The sequence below is a fragment of the Sinorhizobium sp. CCBAU 05631 genome, from assembly GCF_002288505.1.
Classification (GTDB): Bacteria; Pseudomonadota; Alphaproteobacteria; order Rhizobiales; family Rhizobiaceae; genus Sinorhizobium; species Sinorhizobium fredii_C.
In genome coordinates, this window is record NZ_CP023064.1 from 649,156 (window position 1) to 660,397 (window position 11,242).

Genomic DNA, 11,242 nt, shown 5'->3' on the forward strand with positions numbered 1-11,242 from the left:
GGGGCAGGCGATGTTGCGAAGCTCCGAATTCGAAGCGCTTCTAGATCTGTCGGCGCGGATCGGCGCCGATCCGGAGCTCGTCCAGGGCGCCGGCGGCAATACCTCGATCAAGGAGGGCAATACCCTCTGGATCAAGGCTTCAGGACTTTGGCTCGCCGAGGCTCGGGCGCGCGATATCATGGTGCCGGTCGCGCTCGATCCGCTGATCGACGCATTGGAGCGCGACGATCCGGCGGCGGAGAGGGCCCAGGACTTCGTCATCGAGGAGCTCAACCCATCCGGCCTCCGGCCGTCGATCGAAACCACGGTGCACGCGCTGATGCCGCAGAAGGTGGTCATCCATGTGCATTGCGTGGCGACGATCGCAGCCGCCGTGCAGACCAATGCGGCGGCCATCGCGGCCGAAAGGCTTGCCGGCATTCCCCATGCCTTCGTTCCCTATGCCCGCCCCGGCCTGCCGCTCGCCAGAGCGATCGGCGAACGGATCGATGCCGATACGGCCGTGCTGGTGTTCGGCAATCACGGGCTGGCGGTCGCCGGCGATACGATCGAAGATGCGGCGCTTCTCCTCGTCGACGTCTCCGAGCGGTTTGCCGGCCTCGTGCGCCAGGCTCCGCCCGCGGACCTGTCGGCGCTGTCGCGCCTCGCCGTCAACAGCGCCTATCGTCTTCCGGAGGAAGAAAGACTGCATGACGCCGCAACTGATCTCGAAAGCTGCAGGATCGCCGCCGGCGGCAGCCTCTATCCCGACCATGTGATCTTTCTCGGCAAGGGTTCGGTGATCGCCGCGCCGGAGGATACGGCTCTTGCGATCGAGGCGCGCTTTCTTGAAGCGCGAGAGCCTTTGCCGCCGGTTCTCCTTTTTCCGGGCAAGGGGGTGCTGGTCCTCAAGGATATAACCGCCGGGGCGCTTGCGATGGCCCGCTGCCTTTCCGACGTGGCGGCGCGCATTCCGGCGAGCGCGCGGCTGCGCTACCTGACGGATGCCGAGAATGCCGAGCTTCTCGGCTGGGATGCGGAAAAATACCGTCAGCAGCTGAACCGCGCCGGGCAGGTGCTGCAATGAGCGGTGGAGACGGGCTCGTCCTCGGCATCGATATGGGCACGTCCGGTGCCCGCGCCGTGGCAATGGACGAAGCCGGGAACGTCGCCTCCTCGGGCGCCGCCAAGCTCGGCGCCTTTTCCGAGGACCATCGCGATCCGATCGGCTGGTGGAAGGCGGTACAGGCCGCACTTCTGGAGGCGCTTGCGGCAATCGATCCGGTGCGCGTGCGTGCAATCAGCATCGACGGCACGTCCGGGACGATGTTGCCGGTTGCGGCCGACGGAGAGCCGCTTGCGGCGCCGCTGATGTACAATGATCCGGTCGGCGACCCGGCCATTGTCGACCGCATCGCCGCACATGCGCCGCTGGAAAGCGCCGCGCACGGCGCGACCTCCGGTCTCGCCAGGCTGCTGGCGTTTCAATTGTATCCCGGTGTCTTCCGCGTGGTCCACCAGGCCGACTGGCTCGCAGGGCATTTGACCGGCCTCTACGACGTCACCGACGAGAACAACGCGCTGAAGACCGGCTACGATCCCGTCCAACGGTGCTGGCCGGACTGGTTGGCGCGGACCGGTGCGCGGGTCGAGCTGCTGCCGGACGTCCAGCCGGCCGGAGCGCCCATCGCGACGATTTCACCGGCGGCGGCGGACGCCTTCGGCCTGCCGCGCGATACGGTCGTCGTCGCCGGCACGACGGACGGCTGCGCCTCGTTCCTCGCCACCGGCGCCGACGGGCCGGGCGATGGGGTCAGCGCGCTGGGCACGACCCTGACGGTGAAGATGCTGTCGGATCGGCCGCTGTTCGCTCCGGAATTCGGGCTCTACAGCCACCGGATCGGCGACATGTGGCTTGCCGGCGGTGCCTCCAACACCGGCGGTGCAGTGCTTGCCGCGCATTTCAGCGCCGAGCGGATCGGCGAACTTTCGGCGGAGATCGATCCGGCAACCGCGACGGGTCTCGATTTCTATCCGTTGACGAGGCCCGGCGAACGCTTTCCGATCGCCGATCCCGCGCTGATGCCGCGCATGACGCCGCGTCCGGCAGATGACGCGGAGTTCCTGAAGGCGATCTTAGAGGGGATCGCGGCCGTCGAGAGCCTCGCCTATCAGCGGCTCGCCTCACTCGGCAGCCCACCGCTTCGGACGGTCCGCAGCGTCGGTGGCGGCGCCGGCAACAGGGCCTGGACGGCCATCCGCGCCCGCAAACTCCGCGTGCCGTTTCTGCCGCCGCGCTCCGAGGAAGCGGCGGCCGGCACGGCGCGGTTGGCACTGTCCGGTGCAAAACAAGCGGGGGTGCTATGAGTGCCGCCCGCACAATCCCCGGCCTCTCGGCGATCGCCGAGGCCTATGATGCCTTCCTCATCGACCAGTTCGGCGTCTTAAGAGACGGGCGCGGGCCATATCCGGGTGCCGCCGAGGCGCTTGTCCGCCTCAGGCAGGCCGGCAAACGCATCATCATCCTTTCGAATTCCGGCAAGCGCTCGGCGGAAAACGACCGCCGGTTGGCAGCGCTCGGCTTCGAGCCGGGCAGCTGGGACTGGTTCCTGACCTCCGGCGAAGTTGCCTGGCAGCTCCTGAAGCGGGAAGAGGCAGCCGCAGCGGGAGGGATGCGCAAATGCCTGCTGATCAGCCGCGACGGCGATCTGTCGCCGCTGAATGGCCTGGATCTCCTTCGGACGGAGAGCGGCGAGGAGGCCGACATCGTGCTGCTCGCGGCAAGCGAGGGCGACGCCCATCCGCTTGGCTTTTACGAGGATCTGCTTCGGCCCGCGGCGCAGCGCGGTGTCCCCTGCCTCTGCACCAATCCGGATAAGGTGATGCTGACGCGGACGGGGCATGCCTTCGGCGCCGGACGCATTGCCGAGCTCTATGAGGAACTCGGCGGCAGGGTGCGCTGGATCGGCAAGCCGTTCCGCGACATCTACGATTTCGCGCTCGATTTCCTCGGCAAGCCCGATCCGGCGCGGGTCTGCGCGGTCGGCGACAGCGTCGAGCATGACATTGCCGGCGCGGCAAACGCCGGGCTCGGCTCTGTGCTGGTCACGACCGGCATCCTCGAACGGCAGTCGGAGGAGGGGCGCCACGGGCTGTTCGCGGCACACGGCGCCATGCCCGATTTCCTCCTGCCGAAATTTCTCTGGTAGCCAGGAGCCCGGCCATGGCCTTCACCCTGTCGCTCAACACCAATCCCCTGGTCAACCGCTTTGCCGAGCCGGACGATCTGATCGACGCGATCGCCGAGAGGATCCGGATCGGCCACGTGCAACTCACCCACGAATTCGTCAATCCGAGCTGGCCGGCGGCGACCATCAGCAAGGTGACCCGGCAGTTCCGGGCGGCGCTTGCCCGCACCGGCGTGAAGATCACCTCCGGCATGACCGGACCCTATGGGCGGCTCAACCATTTCGGCCATCCCGACCCGGATGTGCGCCGCTATTATGTTGATTGGTTCAAGACCTTCGCCGATATCTCGGCGGAACTCGGCGCCTCCGCCATCGGCACGCAATTCGCGATCTTCACGCTGAAGGACTATGACGACCCGGTGCGGCGCGAGGAGCTGATGGCGATCGCCATCGACTGCTGGCGCGAAGTGGCGGAGCACGCCAAGGCGGCGGGGCTCTCCTATCTCTTCTGGGAGCCGATGTCGGTCGGCCGCGAATTTGGCCACACGATCGCGGCGTGCCGGGAACTGGACGGTCGCCTCGCCCGGGCCGAGTTGCCCATCCCGTTGAAGATGATGGTCGATATCGACCATGGCGACGTGGCGTCCGACAACCCGGCCGACATCGATCCCTACGCCTGGGCGGAAGCCTTTCCGCGGCGATCGCCGATCATTCACGTCAAGCAGTCGTCGATGAACAAGGGAGGCCATTGGCCCTTTACCGCCGCTTACAACAAGAATGGCCGCATTACGCCCGAGCGCCTGCTCGATGCGGTGAGGAGGGGTGGGGGAACGGACAACGAGATCTGCCTCGAACTGTCGTTCCGCGAGCGCGAGCCGGCCGATCACCAGGTGGTCCAAATGATCCGGGAGTCCGTGGAATACTGGGAGCCTCATATCGATACTGGGCTGAACGATGAGAAATATCACACATCAATATAACAAAATACCGCAAACCACGTTGCAAAATCACATAATCATGTTATCTCTCTGTTGAGATGCGTAGCGAAAGACCGCGCGCCGAGAGGATGATGGCAGTGAAACCGGAAGACAGGCGACAGGCGGTCATGGACGTCCTAATGGAGGCGGGCACGGCCACCGTCGAGGACCTTTCCATTCGCTTCGGCGTCAGCAAGATGACCGTGCATCGCGATCTCGACGACCTGGAGCAGGCCGGCCTCTTGCGCAAGGTCCATGGCGGCGCGTCGATCCAGTCGAGCTCGCAATTCGAGAGCGACTTCCGCTACCGCGAGAAGATCGCCACGGCGGAGAAGCGGCGGATTGCCGAACATGCCGCGACTTTGATCGAACCCGGCCAGAGCATCATCATCGACGACAGTTCCACTGCCGGTGCGATTGCCGCCTGCCTCAAGGACATCCGCCCGCTCACCGTCATCACCAACAATCTCGGCGTCATTGCCGAGCTATCGGGCGCACCGGGCATCAACCTGATCGCGCTCGGTGGCCAGTATAGCAAGAAATTCAACGGCTTCTTCGGCATCGTCACGGAGGAAGCGCTGCGATCGCTCAGAGCCGACGTCGCCTTCCTGTCAAGTTCGGCAATTGAGGGCGCCACGGCGTTCCACCAGGACCAGGAGGTCGTGCAGACAAAGCGGCAGATGGTGAAATCGGCGGCGCGCAAATACCTGCTCGTCGATCACGGCAAGTTCGGCCGCTCCGCCCTGCATTTCCTGACCGGGCTCTACGTTTTCGATGCGGTTTTGACCGGCAGCGAGGTTTCGAAGGATCATGCCGCCACGCTCGGCGAGGCCGGCGTCAAGCTCATCGCTGTCAGCGACCAGAAAATAGCGGAGCAGGCATGAGCAAGGCGCGGGTCTGGGTCGGCACCAGCTGGAAGATGAACAAGACGCTGTCGCAGGCGACGGCCTTCGCCGAAGGCCTGGCGGCTGCCGATGCGGAGCGCGACCAGCGCATCCAGCGCTTCGTCATGCCGCCGTTTACGGCGGCCCGCGAGGTGAAGGACAGGCTGAGGGAGACGAGCGTCCAGGTCGGCGCCCAGAACATGCATTGGGACGACGCCGGCGCCTGGACCGGGGAGATTTCTCCCTTGATGCTGAAGGATTGCGGGCTCGATCTCGTCGAGCTCGGCCACAGCGAACGCCGCCAACATTTCGGCGAGACCGATCGCACCGTCGGGCTGAAGACGGCAGCGGCCGTCAGGCATGGTCTTGTCCCGCTGATCTGCATCGGCGAAACGCTTACCGAACGGGAGGCGGGCGAGGCCGATGCCGTTTTGCAGCGCCAGGTGGAAGGGGCGTTCGCGCTTCTCGAAGGCGACGCCAGAAGGGAGCCGGTCCTGCTCGCCTACGAGCCCGTCTGGGCGATCGGCGTCAACGGCATACCGGCGACCGCCGACTATGCCGACGCCCGCCACCGGCGGATTGCCGAGGTGGCCGCGGCGGCGCTCGGCGTCGCGGTGCCGGTGCTCTACGGCGGCAGCGTCAATCCCCAAAACTGCGAGGAGCTGATCGCCCAACCCCATATCGACGGCCTCTTCATCGGCCGCTCCGCTTGGGAGGTCGGCGGCTATCTCGACATTCTGAAGCGCGTCGCCGGTGCGATCTGACCGGCCAAGGTTTGGAACAAGTGCGGAAAGGAAGCCCCATGAGAATCGCAATCGGTGCAGATAGTGCAGGCAAACCGTTGCTCGATGTCATTGCCGCGCATCTCGCCGGCCGGAGCGACGTCGAGGTCAAGGATCTGAGCCAGGCAGGCTTTTACGCCGAACTGTCGGAGCATCTGGCAAAGACGATCACGGCCGGCGAGAACGATCGCGGCATCTTGATCTGCGGCACCGGCATCGGCGTCTGCATCTCGGCCAACAAGGTGCCCGGCATCCGCGCGGCGCTCACCCACGACACCTATTCGGCCGAGCGAGCGGCGAAATCCAACAACGCCCAGATCATCACCATGGGCGCGCGGGTCATCGGTCCGGAATTGGCGAAATCGATCGTCGATACCTGGCTCGCATCCGAGTTCGATCCGCAAGGTCCGTCGGCCGGCAATGTCCAGGCGATCGATCGTCTGGATGCAGGCAAATAAAGCTCCGTTTCCGCATCGCCCCGTGATCCTCCCTCGGGAAGTGCGGCGTTGACGCCCGGCAGCAATGCCGGGTGTCTTCGTTGCGGACTTACTTTTCACTGCGAATACCCATCCCGGGCTCCTCGGCGCCCGGTAGTGGCTCGGCGGAGCGCCGATGACGCGCTTGAAGGCGCGGCTGAAAGCCGCCTCCGAATCATACCCTCACGGCTTATCTAAGAGAACTCGGATCGTTAAAGATTGCTTTGATGACAAAGCATGCATGCTCCCCTTGTGGCCACTGAGATCGAAGAACGCAGCGAGCCGGCCTGGGCCGGCGTCATCTCGCTAGCGCTCGGCGTGTTCGGCCTCGTCACCGCGGAGTTCCTTCCCGCAAGCGTGCTGACTCCGATGGCGGCCGATCTCGCTATCAGCGACGGTACCGCAGGGCAGGCGGTCACGGCGACCGCCGTGGTCGGCGCCATCGCTGCGCCGACGATCGCGATCGTCACCCGCGGATTTGACCGCCGGCTTGTGCTCTGGGGTTTTACCCTTGCTCTGATCCTCTCCAGCTTGCTCGCCGCCATGGCCACCAACCTCACCATGCTGCTTGCAGCCCGCGTCATCCTCGGGATCGGGCTCGGCGGCTTCTGGTCGATGATGGCGGCGATTGCGCTGCGCCTCGTTCCGACGCGTCTCGTGCCGCGCGCCATGTTGATCATCTTCACCGGCGTCTCGCTCGCGACCGTCTGGGCAGCGCCCGTCGGCGCCTATATTGGCGATCTTTGGGGCTGGCGCGTCACTTTCCTGGTGGCTGCCGTGCTCGGCGTCGTCACGCTCGCGGTGCAGATGACAAGCGTGCCGCGCCTGCCGCCGCAATCGGTGCCGAGCATCAGGCTGCTGTTCGATCTAGTACGCCGCCCGAGCATCAGCATCGGCATCATCACCGTGCTGCTCTTTGTCTCGGGTCATTTCGCCGGCTTCACCTATGTCCGGCCGTTCTTGGAAAAGATACCCGCCTTTGGCATCGAAGCGATCTCGCTGACCCTGCTCGCCTACGGCGTCGGCGGCTTCTTCGGCAATCTGGCCGGCGGCTTCGTCATCGAGCGCAGCATCACGGCCGCCGTCAGTCTCGGCACGCTTCTCATCGCCGCGACGGCGCTGGCGCTGGTGGCCTTCGGTGCGAACGATCTTGTTTCGGCGGGCGCCGTCACCCTCTGGGGCTTCGCCTTCGGAGCCCTGCCGGTTGCGGTCCAGACATGGATGGTCCGGGCGGCACCGGACCAAGCGGAAAGCACCGGCGGACTGATCGTCGCCACGTTCCAGTTGGCGATTGCCGGCGGCGCGGTTCTAGGCGGCCTCTTCGTCGACGGCTTTGGACCGCTCGGCGCCATCAGTTATTGCGCCGCCGCAACGCTCGCCAGCGCGCTCTTCGTTCTGGCCTCCCGGCGCAGCATAGGGGTGTGAACATTGACTCCGCCGGAGCAATTCCTAGATGCCCCCTAAGTTTCAAAGGTCCTTGGGAGTATTGCGTGGCTGGTAGGTCCTTTCGCGCGGCAATGGCGCAGGTAATGAACGATGCGGATGTCGACGCGATCGCAGCGTCGGCAGCCGCAGAAGGCGCCGACATCATCGTCTTCCCGGAGATGTTTTCGAACGGTTACAGCCGCTTCGATCCTGAAGATCCGGTCGCCCGGCAGGCCTGGATCGATGCGGCGGTGCCGATCGACGGCGCCTTTGTGAAAGGCTTTCGGGAGGCGGCGCGCAGGCACGGACTGGCGATGGTGGCGACCTTTCTCGAGGGCGGCAGCCCCAAGCCTTTCAATGCCGCAGTCCTGATCGACAGTCGAGGCGAGGTTGTCCTCCACCAGCGCAAGCGGCACGTCTGCTTCTTCGACGCTCCGGAAGAAGCCTGCGCCGCCGGCGAGACTTCCAGCGTGGCGCGGCTCAGGACTGAGGCGGGCGAGGTCACGATCGGCATCATGATCTGCATGGACCGAGAATTTCCCGACGTCACGTCAGACCTCGTGCGGGACGGCGCCGAAGTCATTCTCGTTCCGAACAGCTGTCCCTTGGTTGATGATCCCGCGGTCGGGGACGTCCGGATCGCAGGCGTGCGGGCACTGGCGTTTCAATCTGTCCTCGGCGTGGCGGTAGCGAACTATCCGGCGCCGAAGGACGACGGGCGGTCCTTTGCGGTCGATGCTCTGGGGAGGATCCTCTCCATGGGCGGACCGCAGCCGGAACTCGTGTTCGCGGATTTTGATCTGGACCGGATCAGAGTTTTGCAAACAGAGGACTGGTTCCGGCGGGTCCGTTGAGGAGCAGCACCCGGGTCATTCCGGAACAAGGAACGCGACCGGGAAGCCGTGGAAAACCTCCGAGATCACAATGCGTCGCTGCGAGTCGACGGTCGCGCCCGTTGCGAGGTTTCGCAATCGCCTCGGTTCGCACTCCTCCGGCCACAACAGGTAGGTGTCACGCCAAAGGTCGGAACGAACGGACAGCCCCTCTCCAAGATGCCTGAAGACGAGCCGTGGGACGAGGGTGACCGAAAGCTGATCCTCCCTGCGGCGCATGAATGCGGCGGCGTGTCGGGAGGCAGGGCCTTGGATATCCAAGGGGAGGTATTCGCCGCTCGCCAGCAGCGCCGCGCCTCGGCCTTGGCGATGGTTCAGGCAGAGCCTGATCAGCCACTGTTTGCAGTCTTCGAAGTCGCCGGCTGTCGGCTGACGCCGCAGGTCGCGCAGCGAGGGCCGCGGTGAGAAGCCGCGGCGGTTGTCCGGATCCACCAGCGAGAGGTCGAGGCGCTCGCTGCCCTGATAGATGTCCGGAATGCCCGGCGCGGTGAGTTTCACCAGCGTTTGCGAGAGGCTGTTGATCAGGCCGGCGCGGATGAAGGGCGCGGTCGTATTCTCGAAGTCGTCGAGAAAGGCTCGATTCTGCCAGTCGAGGATGCCGCGAAGAAATCCGGTGACCGCCGCTTCATAGGGCTCGTCCGGGGCATCCCAGCTTGTCCGGAGCTTCGCCTCGCGCAGCGCCTTCACGGCGAAGTCTTCCATACGCTCGCGCAGGGAAAGCAGATCCTTCTCGTCAGCGTGGGGTTTGATCGGCCAGGCGCCGAGCAGGCTGTGATAGAGAAACTGCTCGACGGAGGTTTCCGGGGCAAAGGCGCCAGGCTGGAGGCCAGCCCGGTTCATGTCGCGCCAGCGGTGGACTGCCGCCGCCCAGAGCTCCAGTGCCTCGCTGATCACGTAGAGGCGGGCGCGGGCGTCCTCGCCCCGTTTCGTGTCGTGGGTCGCGGTTGTCGACAGGCCGGCCGGGCTTCTGCTTCCCCGTTCCCGCATCCCCTCGTGGAACCGGGGGACGCCACACGGCGCCCAGGAGGGCGCAGCACCCACCTCATTGGCGGCGAGATAGTCGCCGCGGCGGTAGAAAAACGTATCTTCGACCGCCTTGGCCATGACCGCGCCGCTCAATTGCTGAAAGCGCGCCCGCAATTCGGTCGCCGCCTGTCGATCCGTTTCGGCATCGTTCGACCTCAGGCAAGCCGTGATCGTCGCGATCTCGGCGCCGACCTCCGGTGCGGCAGCGCGTGACCGGGACTCGATCCCGTCGAGCATCCGCCGATCGTGCTCGCTTGCGCCACGGTCGCTGAGATAGGTGCGGTAAACCGGCATTGCTGCGATCAGATGGCGAATGGCCTCGGCGATTTGCTCGCTTCCGTCCGGTGCGTTGTCATAGCCCCGCGCGCGCCCCGCCAATGCGGCGAGCCGTCGGACTTCAGCGTTGAAATTGTGGCTCAGCACCTGCAGCTTGCTTTCGGTAACGGCCCTCTCCGTCGCGGATCGGTGATCTTCTCTCCAAAGCCCGGAAGATTCGTCGGAGAGCAGATCGGCAAGTGTCGAGATGAACTCGTAGCCCGTGGTGCCATCGACCGGCCATTCCTCCGGCAGCACCTCGTTCGCCTCGAGTATTTTCTCGACGATGATATAGGTGTGCTCGCCGGCGCGTTCCCGCAGCCTGTGAAGATAAACCTCCGGATCGGCAAGGCCGTCAATGTGATCGACGCGCAGTCCGTCGACCAATCCTTCCTCGACAAGGCCGAGGACAAGCCTGTGGGTGGCCTCGAAGACCGCTGGATCTTCGACGCGAAGGCCGACGAGGCCGGCGATCTCGAAGAACCTCCGATAGCTGAGGTGGTCCCGCGCCGCTTTCCAGCTCATCAGCCGCCAGCTTTGCATGTCGTGAAGTCGCTGCAGCAACGGCTTGTCGGCGGAGACCCGCTGAAGATGCGCGTCGAGAGCGGCGGCAACAGGGGGCGTCTTTAGGAGAGAAGCCACTTCGGAGTGAAAGCCTAGGGCATTGTTCGCTTCCGCTTTCTTGGCGACGCCGATCAGCCTGTCGAGAGCGAGGTTGCAACCTTCAAGGGCCGCCGGGTAGGAGGCGGGGTTGAGAGGGTAGAGGGCGTCGTAATAGGCAAAGGCCAGGCAGTTTCGGTCATGATCGAATGTCAGCCGTATGCTGCCGTCCGCCAGTTCCTCTTCGAACTGCCGGCCAAGAAACGGAAGTGTGAGCGGCGCACGCCAGTCGATGTCGAAATGGCCGGCGAACGCACTCGCCTGTCCCCATTCGACGACGCTGTGCCACCAACGGTTCTCGAGATGCGCGGCCATGTGGTTCGGCACGATATCGAGGATGATCCCGAGTCCATGCGCTCTCAGTTCTCCGACGAGCCGGCGTAACCCGTCGATACCGCCCAAGGCTGGGTCGATCTCGTTGAAGTCGACTATGTCATAGCCATGCGTCGAGCCGCCGACCGCGGAAAAAATTGGCGAGGCATAAAGGTGTGAAATGCCGAGATCGACGAGATGCGGGATCAACTCCGCGGCTTTTTCGAAGTCCATCCCGTTTCGAAATTGCAGTCGGTAAGTCGCTTTGGGCAGGGGCATGGCAGGTCGGTTTGACATCTATGCGGGCACAACACGCTGCGGCCGA

10 protein-coding genes are annotated in these 11,242 nt (G+C 64.8%); 9 read left to right on the top strand and 1 reads right to left on the bottom strand.

Annotated features, from left to right (window positions below):
• The first annotated feature begins 10 nt into the window (after positions 1–10).
• The 9 genes from SS05631_RS22630 to SS05631_RS22670 all read left to right on the top strand — a co-directional run bounded on the left by SS05631_RS22630 (position 11) and on the right by SS05631_RS22670 (position 8,565).
• Complete coding sequence (locus tag SS05631_RS22630; RefSeq protein WP_037419650.1) at positions 11–1,066, top strand: class II aldolase/adducin family protein; 1,056 nt, start codon at positions 11–13, stop codon at positions 1,064–1,066.
• Positions 1,063–2,346, top strand: a complete 1,284-nt coding sequence (locus SS05631_RS22635) for an FGGY-family carbohydrate kinase (RefSeq protein ID WP_037419653.1) — start codon at positions 1,063–1,065, stop codon at positions 2,344–2,346. Before SS05631_RS22630 ends, SS05631_RS22635 begins: the two co-directional genes overlap by 4 nt.
• Entirely contained in the window at positions 2,343–3,188 is an 846-nt protein-coding gene (locus SS05631_RS22640; protein WP_037419656.1) for a TIGR01459 family HAD-type hydrolase, read from the top strand. The genes SS05631_RS22635 and SS05631_RS22640 overlap by 4 nt, the downstream gene beginning before the upstream one ends.
• 14 nt (positions 3,189–3,202) lie before the next feature.
• Complete coding sequence (locus tag SS05631_RS22645) at positions 3,203–4,147, top strand: TIM barrel protein (protein ID WP_037419659.1); 945 nt, start codon at positions 3,203–3,205, stop codon at positions 4,145–4,147.
• A 95-nt stretch (positions 4,148–4,242) separates the two neighbouring features.
• Positions 4,243–5,028: a DeoR/GlpR family DNA-binding transcription regulator gene (locus SS05631_RS22650; protein ID WP_037419755.1), complete on the top strand. Its 786-nt coding sequence runs from the start codon at positions 4,243–4,245 to the stop codon at positions 5,026–5,028.
• Positions 5,025–5,792, top strand: a complete 768-nt coding sequence (locus SS05631_RS22655) for a triose-phosphate isomerase (protein ID WP_037419662.1) — start codon at positions 5,025–5,027, stop codon at positions 5,790–5,792. The genes SS05631_RS22650 and SS05631_RS22655 overlap by 4 nt, the downstream gene beginning before the upstream one ends.
• A 38-nt stretch (positions 5,793–5,830) precedes the next feature.
• On the top strand, positions 5,831–6,268 hold the full coding sequence (locus SS05631_RS22660; RefSeq protein ID WP_037419665.1) for an RpiB/LacA/LacB family sugar-phosphate isomerase: 438 nt from the start codon (positions 5,831–5,833) through the stop codon (positions 6,266–6,268).
• 255 nt (positions 6,269–6,523) lie between these two features.
• Positions 6,524–7,711 (top strand): MFS transporter, encoded by a 1,188-nt coding sequence (locus SS05631_RS22665; RefSeq protein WP_037419667.1) that lies wholly within the window; start codon positions 6,524–6,526, stop codon positions 7,709–7,711.
• A gap of 65 nt (positions 7,712–7,776) precedes the next feature.
• A complete protein-coding gene (locus tag SS05631_RS22670) occupies positions 7,777–8,565 on the top strand; it encodes a carbon-nitrogen hydrolase family protein (RefSeq protein ID WP_095678068.1) in 789 nt (262 codons plus the stop codon).
• Positions 8,566–8,580: 15 nt separating this feature from the next.
• On the opposite strand, the gene SS05631_RS22675 is transcribed toward SS05631_RS22670, so the two are convergent.
• Positions 8,581–11,196 (bottom strand): malto-oligosyltrehalose synthase, encoded by a 2,616-nt coding sequence (locus SS05631_RS22675; protein ID WP_037419669.1) that lies wholly within the window; start codon positions 11,194–11,196, stop codon positions 8,581–8,583.
• Between the last annotated feature and the right edge of the window lie 46 nt (positions 11,197–11,242).

Coding starts and splice junctions, on each gene's coding strand:
- SS05631_RS22640 (WP_037419656.1), top strand. CDS start 2,343: ATGAGTGCCGCCCGCACAATCCCCGGCCTCTCGGCGATCGCCGAGGCC.
- SS05631_RS22660 (WP_037419665.1), top strand. CDS start 5,831: ATGAGAATCGCAATCGGTGCAGATAGTGCAGGCAAACCGTTGCTCGAT.
- SS05631_RS22665 (WP_037419667.1), top strand. CDS start 6,524: ATGCATGCTCCCCTTGTGGCCACTGAGATCGAAGAACGCAGCGAGCCG.
- SS05631_RS22675 (WP_037419669.1), bottom strand. CDS start 11,196: ATGCCCCTGCCCAAAGCGACTTACCGACTGCAATTTCGAAACGGGATG.
- SS05631_RS22645 (WP_037419659.1), top strand. CDS start 3,203: ATGGCCTTCACCCTGTCGCTCAACACCAATCCCCTGGTCAACCGCTTT.
- SS05631_RS22635 (WP_037419653.1), top strand. CDS start 1,063: ATGAGCGGTGGAGACGGGCTCGTCCTCGGCATCGATATGGGCACGTCC.
- SS05631_RS22655 (WP_037419662.1), top strand. CDS start 5,025: ATGAGCAAGGCGCGGGTCTGGGTCGGCACCAGCTGGAAGATGAACAAG.
- SS05631_RS22630 (WP_037419650.1), top strand. CDS start 11: ATGTTGCGAAGCTCCGAATTCGAAGCGCTTCTAGATCTGTCGGCGCGG.